Annotated in this window: 16 protein-coding genes; 7 read left to right on the top strand and 9 right to left on the bottom strand. The window is 53.5% G+C overall.

Translation table 11 applies throughout. From position 1 onward, the window contains the following. Nucleotides 1–286 precede the first annotated feature (286 nt). From PsAD26_RS11390 to PsAD26_RS29695, 3 genes are all read right to left on the bottom strand, one after another. The gene (locus PsAD26_RS11390; protein WP_063310514.1) at nt 287–1,813 is read right to left on the bottom strand and encodes a Fic family protein; all 1,527 of its coding nucleotides are present in this window, start codon (nt 1,811–1,813) and stop codon (nt 287–289) included. 112 nt (nt 1,814–1,925) lie between these two features. Continuing rightward, a complete protein-coding gene (gene hmgA / locus PsAD26_RS11385; protein ID WP_063310513.1) occupies nt 1,926–3,290 on the bottom strand; it encodes a homogentisate 1,2-dioxygenase in 1,365 nt (454 codons plus the stop codon). A 356-nt stretch (nt 3,291–3,646) separates the two neighbouring features. After that, nucleotides 3,647–3,895 carry a hypothetical protein gene (locus PsAD26_RS29695; RefSeq protein WP_063310512.1) on the bottom strand — a complete coding sequence of 83 codons (249 nt, stop codon included), beginning with the start codon at nt 3,893–3,895 and terminating at the stop codon, nt 3,647–3,649. Nucleotides 3,896–4,299: 404 nt separating this feature from the next. Here PsAD26_RS29695 and PsAD26_RS11375 point away from each other — a divergent pair, with 404 nt between their 5' ends. The 7 genes from PsAD26_RS11375 to ugpC are packed head-to-tail and all read left to right on the top strand — an operon-like array spanning nt 4,300 to nt 12,456. Beyond that, nucleotides 4,300–5,571, top strand: a complete 1,272-nt coding sequence (locus PsAD26_RS11375) for an ABC transporter substrate-binding protein (protein WP_063310511.1) — start codon at nt 4,300–4,302, stop codon at nt 5,569–5,571. After that, nucleotides 5,568–6,521, top strand: coding sequence for a sugar ABC transporter permease (locus tag PsAD26_RS11370; RefSeq protein WP_063310510.1), 954 nt, complete (start codon nt 5,568–5,570; stop codon nt 6,519–6,521). Before PsAD26_RS11375 ends, PsAD26_RS11370 begins: the two co-directional genes overlap by 4 nt. Continuing rightward, nucleotides 6,518–7,339: a carbohydrate ABC transporter permease gene (locus PsAD26_RS11365; protein WP_063310509.1), complete on the top strand. Its 822-nt coding sequence runs from the start codon at nt 6,518–6,520 to the stop codon at nt 7,337–7,339. Before PsAD26_RS11370 ends, PsAD26_RS11365 begins: the two co-directional genes overlap by 4 nt. Nucleotides 7,340–7,342: 3 nt before the next feature. Further along, complete coding sequence (locus PsAD26_RS11360; protein WP_063310508.1) at nt 7,343–9,439, top strand: alpha-amylase family protein; 2,097 nt, start codon at nt 7,343–7,345, stop codon at nt 9,437–9,439. A gap of 11 nt (nt 9,440–9,450) precedes the next feature. Beyond that, on the top strand, nt 9,451–10,485 hold the full coding sequence (locus tag PsAD26_RS11355; protein ID WP_063310507.1) for a LacI family DNA-binding transcriptional regulator: 1,035 nt from the start codon (nt 9,451–9,453) through the stop codon (nt 10,483–10,485). After that, nucleotides 10,472–11,341, top strand: a complete 870-nt coding sequence (locus PsAD26_RS11350; protein ID WP_063310506.1) for an endonuclease/exonuclease/phosphatase family protein — start codon at nt 10,472–10,474, stop codon at nt 11,339–11,341. The genes PsAD26_RS11355 and PsAD26_RS11350 overlap by 14 nt, the downstream gene beginning before the upstream one ends. A gap of 11 nt (nt 11,342–11,352) precedes the next feature. Then, the gene (gene ugpC, locus PsAD26_RS11345; protein ID WP_063310505.1) at nt 11,353–12,456 is read left to right on the top strand and encodes a sn-glycerol-3-phosphate ABC transporter ATP-binding protein UgpC; all 1,104 of its coding nucleotides are present in this window, start codon (nt 11,353–11,355) and stop codon (nt 12,454–12,456) included. A gap of 139 nt (nt 12,457–12,595) precedes the next feature. Here ugpC and PsAD26_RS11340 read toward each other — a convergent pair whose 3' ends face one another. The 6 genes from PsAD26_RS11340 to PsAD26_RS11315 all read right to left on the bottom strand — a co-directional run bounded on the left by PsAD26_RS11340 (nt 12,596) and on the right by PsAD26_RS11315 (nt 18,760). Further along, nucleotides 12,596–14,113 carry an aldehyde dehydrogenase (NADP(+)) gene (locus PsAD26_RS11340; RefSeq protein ID WP_063310504.1) on the bottom strand — a complete coding sequence of 506 codons (1,518 nt, stop codon included), beginning with the start codon at nt 14,111–14,113 and terminating at the stop codon, nt 12,596–12,598. 136 nt (nt 14,114–14,249) lie between these two features. Then, complete coding sequence (locus tag PsAD26_RS11335) at nt 14,250–14,750, bottom strand: isoprenylcysteine carboxylmethyltransferase family protein (RefSeq protein ID WP_063310503.1); 501 nt, start codon at nt 14,748–14,750, stop codon at nt 14,250–14,252. Next, nucleotides 14,743–15,864 (bottom strand): type III polyketide synthase, encoded by a 1,122-nt coding sequence (locus PsAD26_RS11330; RefSeq protein WP_084403651.1) that lies wholly within the window; start codon nt 15,862–15,864, stop codon nt 14,743–14,745. The genes PsAD26_RS11335 and PsAD26_RS11330 overlap by 8 nt, the downstream gene beginning before the upstream one ends. A 136-nt stretch (nt 15,865–16,000) precedes the next feature. Beyond that, on the bottom strand, nt 16,001–16,510 hold the full coding sequence (locus PsAD26_RS11325) for a YgjV family protein (protein WP_063310501.1): 510 nt from the start codon (nt 16,508–16,510) through the stop codon (nt 16,001–16,003). Nucleotides 16,511–16,614: 104 nt separating this feature from the next. Further along, complete coding sequence (locus tag PsAD26_RS11320) at nt 16,615–17,145, bottom strand: GNAT family protein (RefSeq protein WP_063310500.1); 531 nt, start codon at nt 17,143–17,145, stop codon at nt 16,615–16,617. 112 nt (nt 17,146–17,257) lie between these two features. After that, nucleotides 17,258–18,760 (bottom strand): NCS1 family transporter, encoded by a 1,503-nt coding sequence (locus PsAD26_RS11315; protein WP_084403645.1) that lies wholly within the window; start codon nt 18,758–18,760, stop codon nt 17,258–17,260. Between the last annotated feature and the right edge of the window lie 302 nt (nt 18,761–19,062).

The following is a 19,062-nucleotide window of genomic DNA, read 5'->3' as shown; positions in this document are numbered from 1 at the left end:
AATTGTGATGCCTGTATTTAAACTTAAAGTTCCATATATAACCTAGACGCGAATGTACTTTCAAAAAAGAACGCATCAACAGATATTTTGATATCATTCAATATTGGGTAGGAGATTTCGTTTCTTCTAAATAAGTGGTCAGTTTGATTATGTTGAATTTTATGAAAAAATGAATTGTCAGATTCTTCTGTGTTGCTCTTTTTACAGGTGAATTTAATTTAGCTTTTCTATGCTCGATGAGAATTTTATTTTCATCGTTTAACCGAAGGAAAGTTTTCTTGAGTTTTTATTCAAAAGAAAGTTTGTAAATCTCCTCAATCCTCTTAGTTTCTTCATCTGTAAGCGCTGCGAATTCTTTTGCTTTGGCTCGATGTGAGAGTTTTCCGTTATTTTGATTCAGGAATCGGAAGAGTAGGTCAGCAAGGCGTGCGGGCATGTCTATGACTTGGTTTAGCTCTTGCTGAAAGCGGTCATGGTTTTGTAAGAAGCGGGCTTCTTCCGGCAAGTCGTGTTCAACCGTACGTTTTACACAGGCGTAGAGGAATTCTGCGTGGGCGGTGGCGTCAAAGAATCGGTAAAAATCTGCTGTCTCGTTGGTAACAGCCAAGTTGCCATGAGCAGTGGGTTGCCAGTCAATCTTGCCAAGAAGGCGGGAGGAGTAGTCTTCCAGCACTTGTCGGTACGTATCGATTCGCTCCAGAATGACGGAGGAAACCGGGAAGACGACGCCGGGTGGGTTAAAGCCGCGTTGTGCCAGTGCGTGGTGGATGAGGTAGCGATGCAATCTTCCGTTGCCATCTTCGAATGGGTGCACATAAACAAAACCGAAGGCGAGAACAGCAGCGGCCAGAACTGGATCCAGATGCTTGGCGTAGTCTTGCGCAAAGTCGATCATACCTTTCATCAAGCTTCTCAGGTCCTCCGGTTTAGCGCTGATATGGTCCGGTACTGGCATGCGGGTCTCGCGATCATGCATGCCGACAAAGCCACCCTCCTCTCGTAAACCCATATGTACGAAACGGTCATCGCCGATCACAACCCGCTGCAGGCGGAGAAACTCCTCAATACTCAGTGGTGTTTTCCCGGCGTCAGCAATGGCGCGGCCCCAACGTTGGATGCGGTCATGGGCCGGGCGCTCGCCTTCAATGGCAAAGCTGGATTTGCTGTCCTTGAGAAGCAGGAAGGCTGCTGTGCGGGCGAGCAGGTCTTTGGGGACCGATGCCGCAGCATCCATCGCTTTTTCCTGCAGTTTGGCCTGCTGAAAAGCCTCCAGGTCTTTATTGCGAAAGATGAGAGGGCAGAATTGAGGTGTGCCCGGCAAGTTGTTGCGCACGCGGTGGCGCGGTGAAGGTGTTGAACTGCCGCCAAATTGCTTTGTTGTATCAAGCGCATCCACATACGCACCAGTTTCAACATCTGGTAAATTCAGTTGCTCACCCAAAAGCCATTCGTAGAGAAACCAGATGCGTCTTGTATAGCGACCGGTTGGGCGTAACTTTACCAACTCTTCGATAGGCTCTGGCCCACACGCAAGAAACAGGCGTTTCAATGCCGCAAGGTCCAACCCTTCGTTTTTCAGGGCAAAGGTGAGGTGACCTAGTAAATTTGGTTCTGGTGCATGACGAGGTGTGAAGATCCGCCAGCCGTCTTGCTCTATGATCTTGTGGCGATCTCCAATGGCACATAGAATATGCGGGATCGGCACTCTCAGGTCATATGCATCAATAAGCGCTGAATAGCCTGCTGGAGTTGCGGGTACAGGAAGCCAGCGTTCGTGAAAAACTGTTACAGCCTGTGAAAAAGGCTTATTCATGCGCCATCTCCGTGAAAAGCTGTCACGAAATATAGCGCAGTAAGCCCGTTCTGTGAATACCTGTCATTTTCAGCGTGAATCCTGAAAAGCTGACAGGTTTCCTGAAAAAGCGTTATTTCAGGCCAGCTGTGCCATCAAACTTACGCTCTAAACCTGACCAGCAATCCACATAATCGTCTTGTAGTGGAGCCTCTTTGCCCGCAAATTCTGTGAGTTGCTGCGGAAAACGGGTTTCGAACATAAAGCTCATGGTGTCTTGCAGTTTTACTGGGTCCCAGCTGTTGTGGGAGGCTTTCTCAAAAGCTTCCTGATCAGGACCATGGGGCAACATGCAGTTGTGGAGGCTGATGCCGCCGGGAACAAAGCCATGTGGTTTAGCATCGTACTGACCGTAAATATTGCCCATCAATTCTGACATGATGTTTTTATGGTACCAGGGCGGACGGAAGGTATCTTCCTGTGGCAGCCAGCGAGGTGGGAAAATCACAAAGTCGATGTTGGCCGTCCCTTCCTCCGCTGTGGGGGCTGTGAGGACGGTGAAGATTGATGGATCCGGGTGGTCGAAACTGATGGCGCCTACGGGAGCGAAGTGGCGCAAGTTATATTTATAAGGGGCGTAGTTACCGTGCCATGCGACCACGTCTAGCGGTGAATGATCAATGGTCGTTCGGTGGAACTCACCGCACCACTTTATTGTTACATGACATGGGCGTTCAATGTCTTCAAACTGTGCAATAGGTGTCTTGAAATCTCTTGGATTTGCAAGGCAGTTAGCGCCGATTGGTCCACGGTTGGGCAGGGTGAACTTGGCGCCATAATTTTCGCAAATGAAGCCTCTCGCTTTGCCATCAGGCAAGCTCACCTTAAACACCATGCCACGTGGCAAAATACAGATTTCCAGAGGTTCAAGATCAATCACACCAAACTCGGTTGCGATCTTTAATCGCCCCACTTGAGGCACAACTAACAACTCTCCATCAGCGCTGTAGAAGTACTCGTCCTCCATATCTGTATTGGCCAAATACACATGCGCGGCCATGCCCATTTGCAGGCCTACATCTCCGGCTGTTGTCATGGTGCGAATGCCGTCAATGAAGGTGAGGTTTTGATCCTTAGGGAAGGGTGTTGGATCCCACCGGTACTGGCCGAGTGAAACGATATCCGGGATCTTGATGGGTGCGGTTTTCCAATAGGGATGGTTGATTTTTTGCAAGCGCCCCAGATGCTTAACTGATGGGCGAATGCGGTAGAGCCAGGATCGTTCGAGCGTTGTGTGAGGAGCTGTGAAGGGGGAGCCAGACAGCTGTTCAGCATACAATCCGTATTCAACGCGCTGGGGGGAGTTGCGCCCTTGAGGTAGCGCGCCTTTTAGGGCCTCGGTTTCAAAATCATTTCCGAACCCAGCCATATATCCCGGCAGAGTTCCATAGCGACTGTCGTGGGTGTTCGCCGGGTTTTGATCCGTCGGATTTTCCATGTTTCACTCCAAGACATCACCAGCGAGTTTTAACGAAGGCTGATGCCGCTATATCTCCAGACCCAGTTGGGTGAAGGCATCAGACCATAGAACCGGATGAGCGCAATCAACGCGATCTGAGGGAGGTAATTCATCTCCTGAAAAATACGTGACGATAATGGCAGGGCTATGAGCCTTTACTGATTTACCTGCTAACAATCCTGACCCTTCAAACTGCGGCACCCATGATCCGTGGATTGGCTAATTCTTCAGCGGCAGTAGGGTCATAGCCAGCAACCGGGCGGCTTGTCTGATGGAGTTGACCGCAAGATGTCATTTACCGCGTAAGGAGCAGGTGCGCCTTTTATCGTCTGCTTCTATGCGGAGCGTGTGTCTCTTGCCGCTGGATTGGCTTCGGCTTTTTGGAGATCAGGGTTTCCCGGTTGTTTCAGATAAAGGAGGCCATGCTTCCGTTTAGGTCCGTTTTCAGGTTGAGTTGGGCGCGTAAAAGCGATGGTGAGTGGGGGCTTGTCATCGCGGTTGTCAGCCTGAAAGCGGACCTTCCACCCCTCATAGCTTTCAGGCAGTGGCGGTACTTCTTGCCAAAGTGAATTGCAGCGGCTCATGTGAAAATGACGCTGCTTCAGGTCTGTCTATATTCAATCTTCTTTTCATCATTTCTGAGCTGACCCTCGGTCCAAAAGACTGGCAACTGGGGCAGCCTGTTTTAGGTGCGGATGGTGTTTGCTCGGCAAAATGAAAAGTTGAAACCTTTCTAATTAAGACTAAGTTGAGTAGCTAATATTATCAAAAATACGAGTCAGATTCTGTTGCCAATTAGCCGGAACGTACATTTATCCAAATTTTATGCATGAGAAATTTGGATTGCTGAAAACAGCTATAATGCCTTATAAAACATGCTAATTCGACGTAGCAGACGTTGGCGCCTCATCAAAAATACGTAAATTTTTCTAGACATCTCTCATGAAATCTACCTAAGTTGACAACGTTTCATATTTGGGAGCTTGTTATGAAAATATTGAATTCAGCATCCGCTCTAGCGATTGCCGCTATGACATTTGCGGGGGGGACCGCATTTGCAGCTGAAAAAGAGCTGGTGATCTTCAACTGGTTGGGTGGTTCGGAGCGTGATCTGATCATCGCACTGGAAGAGGGTTTCACAGCCAAATATCCAGACTATGAGATCAAAGACATCAACCCGGCTGCGGGTGGGGATGATCCGCGGTCCGGCATACGTTCAGCGATGTTGTCTGGTGAAGAGTTTGATCTGTTGCTCAACACATGGCCTTCCTTTGAGAAGGAACTGGTTGCAGCAGACCTGATCAGCCCAATTGATGCTGCATGGGAGCAGTACGGCTGGTCATCTGCGTTGAATGACAGTTGGCGCAATCTGGCGAAGCATGATGGCAAAACCTATGGCGCCTACTTCATCGCGGGTAATCGCTCTGGTGTTTGGTACCGTCCAGATACGCTGGCAAAAGCTGGTATCGCGGGTGAGCCTACTCAGTGGAAAGACTTCCTCAGTTCCTTCAGTGCCCTGAAAGAAATCGGCATGCTGCCTGTTTCTATCGGAGCGAGAAGTTGGGCGCAAACGGAATGGTTTGAAAACGCGCTTTTGCGCACGGCTGGCCCTGCATTTGCGAAAGAGCTGTCTGAGCACAAGGTGCCTTGGACCGATGACCGGGTGAAAGAAACCTTCCGCAATCTTCGTGACATGCTGGAAGCGGACTGCTGTGCAGAACCGGGTGCGATGCTCAGCTCTCACTGGACAGATGCTGCGGACGCCGTGCTGAAAAACAAAAAGGCAGGCTTCATGCTGATTGGCTCCTGGGCAAACCAGCGCGCCAAGAATGAGTATGGGCTGACGCCGATCAAAGACTACTCATACATGCAGTTCCCGGTGATCAAGCCGGAATACGGCAATGCGATGAGTGTCGATGGCAAGAACTTCCTTGTGATGAAGCAAGCGAAGAACCCGGACGGGGCAGAACTGTTTATCGACTTCGTTCTGAGCAAGGAAGGCTCTGCAATTATCGCGGCGCAGAACCTTGCAACCCCGAGCGCAAATGTGGATCCCTCGTCCTATGATCCGATTGTGCGCAAATACGCTCAGATTTTGCCGCTCGTCGATGTTTTCTTTGTTCTTGATGACCTTTTGCCAGCTGAGTTGAGCGGTGAATTCCGTATTGGCTTGCAAAAGTTCCTTCGCGACCCAAGCGATGCGAGCATTGACAGTGTCACAGCAGCACTCGATGCAAAAGCGAGTGAGCTTTATCAATGAGTGTACAACATGGGTCTATTCTAACCTCCCAGACCCAGGCGGGGCCCTTTGCGGGCCTCGCCAACCGGCTCTTCGGAGGTAACCTGCGCCGCGCTGACTGGATTGCATTTGCCCTGTTGGCGCCAACATTGATCTTCTTCAGCATCGGCGTGCTCTATCCGCTTTTCGAGACGATCCGTGTGAGTTTTCTTGACTGGACCGGATTGAGCCAGCCGAAACCTGCGGGTTTTTCTAACTATACCAAGCTGTTCAGTGATGCGAACTTTTGGAATGCCTTGCGGGTGACGCTCACCTGGACGCTGGCGTGCACAGGCATCTCCGTTGCTATCGGCTGGAGTGTTGCGTTGATTTCCGGCCTGGCTCCCAAGCAGACTGCGCCGTTCCGTGTGGCAATCTTTGCAGCCTATGGCATTTCAGAGACCGCTAGTGGCTTGATGTGGTTGGGTATTTTGCAGCCGGACTTTGGCCTCCTCAACGGCATTCTACGTCTTGTCGGGCTGGAAGGCTGGGCCTCGCCGTGGTTGGGGGAACCGTCCACCGCAATCTGGGGCGTTGTTGCTGCCTATGTGTGGACGCAAGCTGGTCTGCCTCTGCTCACCTGCTACGCGGCTATTCAGGCAATCCCGAAAAGCCAGCTGGAAGCAGCACATATGGATGGTGCCTCTCACTTCCAGATCCTGCGTTACATCATGGCACCTCTCAGTCTTCCCGGTGTGCGCATTGCGATCTTCATCAACCTGCTGAACAGCCTCAAAGCGTTTGACATGATCCACATTTTGACAGCTGGTGGCCCAATTAGAGCAACGGAAACAGTAGGTTACTTTATGTATCAGGAGTCTGTCATCTACTTCAAGCAGGGCTACGGCGCTGCAAGTACGGTGGTGCTTCTGCTCGCGGTTATCGTCTGTTCCATCCCACTCATTTTAGACAAGGCATCGGAGAGCAAATGATCAATCAAACTCCCAAATGGCCTGTGTATGTGTTGGGGGCCGTGGCTCTTGTCTGGATCATTCCGCTGGTTGGCATCATTGCCATGTCCATTCGCCCGGAAGGGGAAATCACCAGCGGGTGGTGGACGATCGAGCCGTTTACGTTCACGCTGGATGCTTGGCGTGAGGTTTGGGTCAACTATCCGATTGGCCGGGCGTTTCTCAATTCGCTGGCTGTTGCCAGCTTTGCAACTGTCCTTCCAGTCCTGTTTGCGCCAGCAGCAGCCTATGCGTTTCACTACCTCAAGTTTCCGTTTCGCCGGATCTTGCTGCTCATTCTTGTGAATGCATTTGTTGTTCCAAATCAGGTGGTTATCATCCCGCTTTTCAAGCTATGGCGAGAGACTGGGCTCATTGATACCTACTGGTCTGTGGTCATTCCGTTTGTTGGACTGTCGTTTGCCTGGGCTGTTTTGCTGGTCAAAAACTTCCTCTCCAACTTCCCGCGGTCGCTGATTGATGCGGCGCAGGTGGATGGATGCGGGCACTTACGGACCTACTTTTTTATCGTGCTACCAAATACGATTACGGCGATGGCGGCAGTTGGCATCCTGCAGTTTATGTGGACGTGGAATTCCCTTCTGCTGCCAATGTTGTTCCTGCGGGAAAATGCGACGCTTCCGGTAATGCTCTCTACGATCTCCGGCGCCTATGAACCCAACTGGGATCAGCGTGCTGTTGCGACCATCATCACCTCCATCCTTCCACTCGTTATCTTCTTGTTCTTCCAGAAGTATTTCTCCGCTGACGGCAAAAATAACAGCGGTTCCAAGGGCTAAATCATGTGCCATAAAAAAGAAGTAAAAGACTTCCGATACCGCCAGATTCATCTGGATTTTCATAGTTCCGAACACATTCCGGGGATTGGGTCCAAGTTTGATCCGGCGCAGTTTGTTGAAACACTGAAGCATGGCGAGGTGGACTCCGTCACGCTGTTCGCCCGTTGTCATCACGGCTGGAGTTATTACCCCACCAATGTGGGCAAGCCGCATCCGGAACTGCAAAACCCGGACCTGTTGGGGGATATGATCACAGCCTGTCATGAGGCCGACATTGCGACCCCGATTTACCTGACAGTTCAATGGGATGAGCTGACAGCGCGTGAACACCCGGAATGGCGTGTGATGCAGTCGCAAAACACAGCTGCCAATTATCCGGGCACAGAGCCGTCCGCGATGAACCAACTTACGCCCACCTGGCACACCATCTGTCTGAACCATGAAGGCGCAATCCAGCGACAGATCGACATCGCTCTGGAAGTTTGCGCTCGTTATAATCCGCCTGCGTTGTTTATGGACATCCTTGCTTCCTGGGAATGCACCTGCAACGCCTGCCTTTCCTCAATGAAATCAGAGGGTTTGGACCCGCTGAAGGCGGAGGATCGTAAGAGCAACGATAAACGCGTTCTTTTGCGTTTTTTTGAAAGGTTTTCGCAAGCCGTCAACGGCGAGTTCCCGGATACACGAATTTTCTTCAACTCTGGCCACATCTACAAAGGACAGGATGAGCGCTACCAATATTACGGTCATCTGGAGCTGGAGAGCCTGCCGACCGGTGGCTGGGGCTATGACCATTTTCCCGTCTCAGCACGGTACGCTGATACATTGAACCTGCCGTTCCTTGGTATGACGGGACGGTTTCATACGCACTGGGGTGAGTTCGGTGGCTTCAAGCGCGCTGATGCATTGTCCTATGAGTGCTGTCTGATGGTGTCTCTGGGGGCGCGCTGTTCTATCGGCGACCAGTTGCACCCGAACGGGCATATGGACTTTGCCACCTACGATCTGATCCGACCGGCTTATTCCCGCGTCAAAGCACTGGAACCATATGCCAGCAACGCGACCTATCAGCGCGAAGTGGCGATCCTTACTGTCGTGGCGCAGGTTTCCCAGCTCGGCAGCCATCTTGGGCACCGCAGCGAGCCGAGCGATTCCGCCTCTGCCCGTATGTTGCTGGAAATGCAGATCCCGTTTGATCTCATCTCCTCATCCAGCAGCTTTGATGACTACAAACTGATTATTTTGCCGGACAGCATTCGCCTGAGTGATGATCTTGCGGCTCGCCTGAAAGCGTTTGCGGACGCGGGCGGTGCCATTCTGGCGACTGGCGAGTCCGGCCTTGATGTTGAGGGCAAGCGATACCTCCTCGACATCGGAGCAGAACTGTCTGACACACCAATGGAGTACGACCCGAGCTATCTGTCCTGTCGGGGAAAGCTGGACGAGGATCTGGTCGATGCTTCTGTTGTTATGTACGAGAAGGGGGCACTCTTACGCGCAACAGATGGTGATGTGCTGGCTGATGTTCGTCCATCCTATTTCAACCGCACATGGGACAAGTTCTGCTCACACCTTCACACGCCGGAAGATCCGGACGCAGAGCCAATCGGTCCGGCGATCATGCAAAAAGGCAATGTGGCATATGTGGCCTATCCGCTGTTCCGCCTTTATGGCGCAACGGGCCAGACGCTTTACAAATATCTGGTGCGCGGGCTCATCAACCGCCTTATGCCAAACCAGCTGATTGGCACCGAGTTGCCATCAGCGACCCGCATGTCTTTGATGAAGCAGGCAGATGAGCAACGACAGGTGCTGCACGTGCTTTATGCTCCAACCCAACTGCGTGGCAGTGGTGTGCCGTATAATGATGGTCAGACCCGCGCGGTTGAGATCATCGAGGATGCGCCGGAGTTGAAAGAGGCCAAGGCGTGGGTGCGAATGGACGAAGAGCCTACCAACGTGACCTGCGCTTATTCGGGTAAAACACTGCCATGGCAGTATGACAGTCTCGACAAAAAGCTGCACATCGTCTTTCCTAGCCTCCATATCCATGGGGCCGCCGTTATCTCACAGGCAGATGACGCAGTGGCTGCGGAATAAAGGGCAGTGCAGTGAAAAAACCAACCATCCTCGATGTAGCAGATTCCGCAGGCGTCGCTGTCGGCACAGTCTCGCGTTATCTGAACGATCAACGCATCAGGAAGGACAACCGGACCCGGATCGAACAAGCGATTGCCGATCTGGGATACCGGGCCAATATACTTGCCCGCGCCATGAAAACGGAGCGCACGAACACAGTTGGGTATCTGGTTCCCAAGTTTGACGAGTTCAACTCGGGGATTTTGACCCAGCTGGTGCGTTCTCTGCGTGCCCGTGGGTATTCCATTGTAACCTTTCACCATTCCGATGAAGCGGATGCCATCAACGAGGCGCTGGAATCAGCCTCCTCGCGGCGCATCGATGCCATCATCTTGTCTGGCACTCACGAAGTGACGGAGAAGGTGCAGGAGCTGTTGAGCGGAGAACAACCGGTCATCATCTTCAACAACGATGTGCCGGGCGTGGAAACGGATAAGGTGCTGGTGAATGATGAGGCAGCTGCGCAAGACGCTGTGAGCCGCATGATTGACTTTGGCCACACCCGCATTGGTGTGGTGACAGGGGACCTGAATGGAAGCACAGGGCAAAACCGGTTGCAGGGCTACAGAAAAGCCCATGAGCAAGCTGGCCTGAGTGTTGATGAGGAGTTGGTTTACGTTGGCAATTGGGGCCAGCTGGATGGATACACCGCCATGGACAGGTTCCTTGGCATGGAAAGTCCGCCAAGCGCTGTGTTCTTCTCCAATTACCTGATGACCATTGGTGGTCTGGACTGTTTGTCCAGCAACGGCAAACAAGTTGGCAAAGACATTGATCTTGTCACCTTTGATGACCCGGACATGTTTCGTCTGATCCCACCGGGCATCACCGCCATTGAGCAGCCGATTGAGCAGATTGCCCGTCATCTGACGGAGATCGTGCTGAGCCGGCTGGATGGAACGGCGCCTGACCACCCTCGCAATATTCGCGTCAATTGTGCGCTCAAGCTGCGCGGCTCCTTAGGAGTTGCTCGGAAAGCCTCCGGAAAAACCCATGAAGATAGTTAGCTACAACATTCAATACGGAACCGGCATCGACGGCAAAGTCGATCTGGCAAGAATTGCAGGAGAACTTGAAGGGGCCGACATCATCGGCCTGCAGGAAGTTGACCGCTTCTGGAAACGTAACGGCAATGTGGATCAAGCCGCGGAACTGGCCGATCTGCTTGGTGGATATCGCTGGGTCTATGGCCCGGGTCTTGATATGGACGCCTCGTTTCACGATGAAAACGGCAAGCTGGTCAACCGCCGCCGTCAGCACGGGGAAATGATCCTTTCCAAATACCCGATCATTTCCACCCGCACTTATCCGTTGCCCAAGATGGGTTCCATCACCCGCCATGCCATTCAGGCTGCTTTGCTGGAAGCTGTTATTGACGCGCCGGGAGGCCCGCTTCGTGTCTACAACACACACCTGTTTTACTGGTCGCCAGATTTTGCGCTGGTGCAGGCACGGTTTGTGAGAGATCGCATCAAGACAGCCCCATCCGAGGGCGGGGCATGGTGCGGAGGGCCGGGTATTGATGCCCACTGGCTGAATGACGAACCGCAGCCAACCATGCCAACAGACTGCATTTTGTTGGGGGACATGAACAATGGACCGGGCACGCCTGTCTATGAGGTGTTTACTGGCCCGCCATCAGAAGAAGGTGGCCGCGTGCAGACGCTGGATGGCTTTGTGGATCCGTGGGTGTGGCTGGGCAATGAGGAGACAAGCGGGAAGACCGCTCACTTTGATACCCGCCGCATTGACCACCTGTTTGTGAGCGCCTCACTGCGGCACCGCATTGCAGGCATGCGGGTTGATGAAGACGCGAAGGGCTCTGACCATTTGCCGGTCTGGCTGGAACTGAAGGACGCCTGAGGGGGGAAAGCATGGCACAAGTTACTCTGAAAAATCTTGAAAAGTCTTATGGTCCAACCAAGGTCATTCATGGCATTGACCTGGAGATCAAAGACAAGGAATTCGTTGTTTTCGTTGGCCCATCCGGCTGCGGAAAATCCACTACATTGCGTATGATTGCTGGCCTTGAAACGATTTCTGGCGGGGAGCTACTCATTGGTGATCGTGTGGTCAATGATATGCCGCCACGCCAGCGCAACATCTCTATGGTGTTTCAGGACTACGCGCTCTACCCGCATATGACAGTGGCGAAGAACCTCGGGTTCTCGCTCAAAATTGCAGGTGTTTCTCAAAGTGAGATTGAGACGCGTGTGGCGGATGCCGCGGCTATTCTGGGGTTGGAGCCCTACCTGAAGCGCAAGCCGGGGCAGCTTTCCGGCGGTCAGCGCCAGCGTGTTGCCATGGGCCGTGCTATCGTGCGTCACCCGGATGTGTACCTGTTTGATGAGCCGCTCTCCAATCTGGATGCCAAGCTGCGTACCCAGATGCGCATTGAGATCAAAAAACTGCACCAACGCGTGGGGAACACCATCATTTATGTGACCCATGATCAGGTGGAAGCCATGACCTTGGCAGACCGGATCGTGATCATGCGTGATGGCATCATCGAACAGGTGGGCAGTCCGCGCGAGGTTTTTGAAAAGCCCAACAACACGTTCGTGGCAACCTTCATCGGGTCTCCGCCCATGAACCTGATTGATGCCCATGTGGCCAGCAGCAATGGCGACCCTGTGCTGAAATTAGGCGATGGCAGCGAGCTGAGCGCTCCAGCGCGTCTGCGCAATACTCTCGAAGCAGGTAAGGCGGTAAAGCTGGGTGTGCGGCCAGAGGATATTTCGCCAGAAGGCAATGCGTTGCCAACAGCGGGCGAAATCGCGCAATTGCAGCTGCCTGTATTGCTCTCTGAAGATCTGGGTTCAGAGGCAACTTTGTTTACGGAGCTGGCAGGCTCTCCGGTTCAGTCCATCATGTATAATCCGCGCACAGTGCATGCTGGGGAAACGCTGAGCTTCAACATGGCGCTTGATAAATGCCATGTGTTTGACGGCGAAAGCTTGCGCAATCTGGCAGCTTAAGCACTTTTGGGGTGTTTTGCCGAAGACCTGATACCTCTTTGGCAGAACGCAATTTAAGCGGTTAGATTGACGTAAACAAAGAAAAGCCCTGAGCGGATGTGCTCAGGGCTTTTGCTTCTTTAGCCTGTGGGAGGCTGGCTTACGCCATTTCTTCCATTTCAAAACCGGGAACCAGCTCCAGTGGCATATCCTGATAACAAACCGGACGCAGGAAGCGGCGGATTGCCATGGTGCCAACTGAGGTTGCACCGAAGTTCGTGGAGGCCGGGTAAGGACCACCGTGAACCATGGCATCACACACTTCCACGCCAGTCGGGAAGCCGTTTGCCAGCACACGGCCTGCCTTGCGCTCCAGCAATGGCATCAGCTTACGGGCCTCTGTATGGTCTGCGGCATCAATGTGGATGGTGCAGGTCAGCTGGCCTTCAATGGTGCGCGCCACATCCTGCATCTGCTCGATGTTCTTCAGCTTGACGATGATGCCAAGTGGGCCGAACACCTCTTCCTGCAGCTCTTTGTTCGCAAGCCAGTTTTCGGCGTCCGTCACAAACATATATGGCTTGGCACCACGGGTTGCGCAGGCCGTGCCCACCAGCTCTTCAACGCCTGCTTCACCAGCGATTTTCTCAGCGCCAGAGCGGTAAGCCGCTGCAATGCCATCTGTCAGCATTGGCTGCTCACCAGCAGCGCCCAGTGCTTCTTGAGCCTTGGCGATAAAGGCATCCGCCTCAGCGCCTTCCACCAGCAGAACCACGCCCGGATTAGTGCAGAACTGGCCTGCACCCATGCACAGGGAACCTGCCCAACCTGCCGCAATCGCGTCACCACGATTGGTGAGTGCGTTCGGGAAGATGAAGTTTGGATTGATGGAGCCCAGCTCGCCGAAGAACGGGATCGGCTCAGGGCGGGAGGCGCACAGATCAAACAGTACACGGCCACCACCAAGGGAACCGGTGAAGCCAACGGCTTTGATCAGCGGATGCTGAACCAGCGCGGTGCCAACCTCACGACTGCCGCCTTGTACCAGTGAGAACACGCCCGGATGCATGCCGCAAGACTGGATCGCCGCATCAATGGCTTGTGCCACGATTTCAGCGGTGCCTGGATGAGCTTCATGGCCTTTCACAACCACCGGACAACCAACTGCCAGCGCAGAGGCAGTGTCGCCGCCAGCGGTGGAGAAGGCGAGCGGGAAGTTGGAAGCGCCGAATACGGCAATTGGACCAACCGGACGCTGGCTCAAACGCAGGTCAGAGCGCGGCAGAGGAGCACGGTCTGGCAGAGCCTCGTCGTGGGTGAGGTCCAGATACTCACCTTTCTCAATATGGTCGGCAAACAGACGCAATTGGCCAACGGTGCGGCCACGTTCGCCGTTGAGGCGCATTTCCGGCAGTCCGGTTTCTGCGCAGCCGACTTCGGTAATTTCTGCGCCGCGCGCGTCAATCTCGTCCGCGATCGTGCGCAGGAACCTGGCGCGTTCTGCGCGGGTGGTCCAGCCGAAGGTCATGAAGGCGTCTTCAGCAGCCTGAACAGCGCGGTCGATCAGATCAGAAGTTCCGCATGAATAGCTCTTGGCAGGGCCTGAGAACGGGGATGACTCGAATTTTTGGGCGTTATCGACCCATTCTCCGGCGATGAGATGGCAACCTGTTAGCATCGTTTCCTCGGCACATGAAGTTATCTGGCAGGCGCTGCAGTCATGTTGTGCAGCCCTCAGCTTAAATTTGACAGTGATATATCAATATCTTCTATCAGGTTCAAGCCGATAACTTCATATTGTGCAAAGGTCTTTTCTACCGCAACTCCGTAAGGGCCTCATCTTCCACGCGAATTCGCAGGGCAAGGAGTGCACCGTTAAAGCCGGAGAACAGAAAGGCGATCGGGAACAGGCCAAGCACCATAGGGGCGGTGAAGATCTCCAGTGCCACCAGCAAGTAGTTGGGATGGCGAACAAACGCAAACGGTCCCTTGGTCACCAATGGGGTTTTGGCCACAATAATGCGGGTGGTCCAGCGGCGGCCCATGCTCAGCAGGATCCAGAGGCGGAACACCTGCAGGACCGCAAAGACCAGCAACCACGGCATGGAGACCGGTTTGTCGTAGCCCAGTACAACGAGTGCGATGATCCACGCCACATGCACGCTGACGATCAGTGGATAATGTGAGGCGCCAACCTCATAGGCCCCATCAGCCAGCAAACGCTTTGTGTTGCTGCGGGCAATGACAAGCTCGGACAGACGCTGAATAACGATGAACGCCAGAAAGAGTACGGCAGGAAGGGAAGCATCAGGCATTGATCACCCCCTCTGGTCTCTGGAAACGGGTGGTATCCCAGCGCCCGCTTGCCTCATTGGCAACAGTGGTCACAGGCAAAAAGGAGGCTGTGAAACCGGGACCAAGTGCGCACAGGACCATGTTGCCTTGCGGGGAGCGCTCGAGAACCTGCTCCAGCACAAACAAGGCGGTTGGGGCGGACATGTTACCGTACTCCTGCAGAATTTCGCGCTCCACATCCAGCGTATTGGCTGGCAGGTCCAACGCGCCCTCCAGCGCCTGAACCACTTTCGCGCCGCCCGGATGGCAGACAAAACGATCAACGCAATCCATGTCCATGGTGAGTGCAGTCAAACTCCGCTCGGTGACATCACGGAAATGCTCGGTTGCGAAATCTGGAATCGAACGGTCAAACACCACGCCCAGGCCATGCTCTTCAACGTTCCAGCCCATGATGTTGAGTGTGTCCGGCCACATCTCCTGATGGCCCGTACCCAGCTCGAACAGGGGCTTTGATCCCTCAGGCCTGCTGGTGGAAAGACAAGCTGCTGCTGCGCCGTCGCCAAACAGAACGGTGGCGATGATATCGGCTTTGGTGAGCCGGTCACTGCGAAAGGAAAGGGTGCAGCCTTCCAGCGCGACCACTAGCACGTTGCTGCCCGGTTTGGCCTGCGCCAGTTGTTGCGCGATGGAAAGACCAGAGACACCACCTGCGCACCCAAGGCCGAACACCGGTACGCGCAGAATGTCTGTGCGAAAGCCCATCTGCTTCCAGGCTTGGGCTTCCAGCGTTGGTGTCGCAATGCCGGTGGAGGATACCGTTACCACACAGTCGATCTCATCTGCGCGCAATACTGCTTTAATCAGTGCTTTGCGAGCGGCGGTAACAAACAGATCCGTTGCGCCGCGCAGATAGGTCTCATTTCGGGTTTTCCAATCTTGTGGTTCCAAAAACCACTCCAACGGGGCGAAAGAGTAACGTCTCTTCACGCCAGCGGACAGGAAAGTGCCAGCCATGCGCTCAAACTGCGCGAACTTTGGTCCAAGAATCCGCCGGGCGTAATCCAGTACCAGTGTTTGGGGTAATTCGTAGGGCGGCACCGCTGTCGCAAGGCCGGTCAGGTAAACGGGCATCGGCTCTCCAACCCTGCTTTCTTTGTTGCCAGATAATGCATCATCAACTTTATAGGCCTTGACCAAGCCGCTGAAAATCCGGCGTTTTTTGGGGTTGTTTTGGTGGGGTGAGATTGAGTGCTACGGAAAGTCAAGGCTAGACGGGCTGGGCCTCCCGTTCATTTGCGGTTTTCATGCGGTAGATGGTGAAAACAAGCAGAGCGGCGTTGGTGATATCGTTCAGCGATCCACCCCAGGATCCGACAATGAGGGCGTTGACCATCCACGTGAGAGCACAGGCAAGCATGGCGATGCGCATCTGGATGCCACTCAGGCAAAACAGTGCAAAGCCGCTCATGAGCGAGGCAGACCATGGCAGGAGGTCGATGAGCCCTTCATACACCATCACACTCATACCGGTTTGGATGACGGCAAAGAGGGCGAACCATGTATAGCCCTTAAAGCGCAGGGATACGAAAGACCGCACTCCGTTGATGCCAAGGTTGGTGCCCGCCACATACGCGCCCATGAGCACATAATGGATGCAAAACAGGGAGCAGCTGACAAAAAGCAAGCTGCGAAACAGCTGATCACGTTTGGTGGAAAAGCCAACCATGTTGACGGCATAGGCCGCCAGCCCAAAACCCTGTATGACGAGTGGATCCATCTTCCATTTTCTTTCTTATTGGAAGAGGAGTGTAAGCGTGATTGACGCTTAAATCGTCTGTAATTGCGCGGGTCAGAGATACTACGGGCTGGATAAGTCCAGTCTCAGAGCGTCAGAGCAAAGCGGTGCAACGTCAATGGGTTGTCGTTAAGTTGCACGGTCTTCGTGCCTGTTTTATCCCAACGGAAGCCACAGGCCAATAGCACGTTGGATGAGGCAGGGTTGTTGTCTGCTGCGAAGGCCTCCAGATGCTTCATTGCGCCATCAGCCCGCATTTGCTCTGCAACGGCAAGAACGGCTGCTTTGGCGTAGCCTTTGCCCAGATGATTTTCGCCAACTCTGTAGCCCAGCTCAACAGTGTCCAGAGGCTCTTTGTCCAACTTACGCAGGTTGATGCGGCCCACCAGCTCGCCTGTACCAGAGCGGACCAGATAAAACCGGTCAGGATCAGCCATCAGGCCTTTAATGACTTGTCGCAGTGACATTTCCTCAAAATGCTCAGGCCCGCGGGCGGGCACCCACTTTTCAAAGAAAGTGCTGTTGCTGCTCTCAAACTCAAGGACTTCGAGCGCGTCAGCCTCGCAGATTTCGTGAAGGGAAACGGGCGGTATGGCAAGTTGTGTGGGCGTATTCATAAAACATGCACTTTTGAAAATGACCCCTGAACATTAACGGGTAATCCCAAAAGAGAAAACCCCTCACGCGGGCAGGCGCAAGGGGCTCTCATTTCTAACGCGTCAGCAAGACCTAGAGATCTTCGCGGGAGAGAGCGTGGGTGGGAATGCTGGCGCAATCCATTTTCACCATGCCCTGACCATCCAGATACACCCAGTTGCGCTTGACACTGGTTGCCAGATACTTCTCGTCATCAGAATGCACCAGTTCATCCTGTTTGAACTTCGGCAGGATCCACGCTTTCATCAGCACCCAGTAGAGTGCAAAGGCGGAGAAGAAACCGACGAAGTAGGACAGGTCGATCATGTAGATCGCCAGTGCGCCGCCCACAGCCCATGCAATCAGGCCTGCAGGGTTGCAGCCTGCGATGTACTTGAACTGGCCATCTTCCTGATAAAGCTCTGGCACATTGAGGCGGCGTTTGCGGATCACGAAGTAATCGCAGATCATGATGCCACCCAATGCTGCCAGCATGGCACCGTAAAGGCCCAGATATGTGAAGAGGTGATCGAGGATCAGCCAAGGCATTGCCAGCGTACCGACAATCGCGGCCAGAACCAGACCCATGGCATAGGTGATCCATGGAGCGCCTGCATTCACAAAGGTGAGGGCTGCCGGGATCAGGTTTGCACTTGTGTTGGTGGACCACTGCGCCAGCACCACCATAACCAGCAGAACAACCAGCGTGATGCCGGTGCCCTGGCCCTGAATAACGGTGATCGGGTTCCAGTCACCAGCTGCGATGAAGGAGACAGCGCCGATCAGCGCGATCCAGCTCTGCACCACCGGCAGGGCGATGAACTGCGCCAGAAACACATTCTTGTTGCGTTTGAAAAAGCTTTTGGTGCCCGCTTCAACATGCAGGAAGCGCGTGATGTTTGGAATGTCCACCGCCAGCGAGGACCAGAAAGCCATGTTGGCTACGAACAAAGCCACGATGGAGATTTCCGCATCGCCTGCAAAGGACCAGATGTCTTTTCCGCTTGCAGTGGCAAGATTATCGAGCGTGAAGTACATCCACACAGAGATTGCCATGATGGCTGGAGCGGCAATTTTCGCAAGACGCTCAACAGCGCGAATGCCCATGGCCGTGTTGACCACCTGCAGCACGGCAAAGCCGATGTACCAGACCACCCAGTTATCGAAGCCTGTGAGGTAGGAGAAAATGCCGTTGAGTGCCAGAGCGCCAAGGTAAGTCTGAATGCCAAACCAGATGGCTGCCACAACACCACGGGTGATAGAGGGAATGTGCGTGCCCACGGTGCCAAACGGTGCGCGGAGATAGACGGCAAAGGAGATGCCATGCTCAGTGCCGATGTCAGCGGTCATCGCCATGACGATGCCAAGCAGCAGGTTGGCGAAGAAGATTGTTGCAATAACGATTGGGAGAGGGAGACCCGCCACACCGCCAGCACCCAGCTGGAAGGTTGCGATGATCACCGCCATCGAGATCCAAAGCCCAATGTAACCACGGTTGGAGATGGCACGTTGATTAAGCCAGACGGGAAGGATGGCTGGCTCCATGAGGCGGGATTGGCCGCGTGAAGTCTCATCCATAACTTGGGTTTGTGCCATGTTCTAGATCCTGATGCATATTAACTTTTTTGAGACAGTAAATCTTAGCAGGGCGCAAGTAGGCGCGTGCAAAAACAGCGCTCACAGCAAGAAGTAGAAATAACATTACCGTTTGCCGGTAGTTGCACTACATGCACTGCGAGGCTGAATACAGCCTGATGAGATTGTTCTGCTAAAGTCGGCTAACTAACCTGAAAATATGTATTGCGCAAGTAGGTCAGAGCAAATTTTACTAGATTTTCGCAAAAGTATTAGAGTGAAAATATTTATCAGTCACGAATAAAACTTCAAAACGAAGTTTT

The organism is Pseudovibrio sp. Ad26, from assembly GCF_001623285.1.
GTDB classification, from domain to species: Bacteria; Pseudomonadota; Alphaproteobacteria; order Rhizobiales; family Stappiaceae; genus Pseudovibrio; species Pseudovibrio ascidiaceicola.
This window is presented reverse-complemented; position numbering and strand designations above follow the sequence as displayed.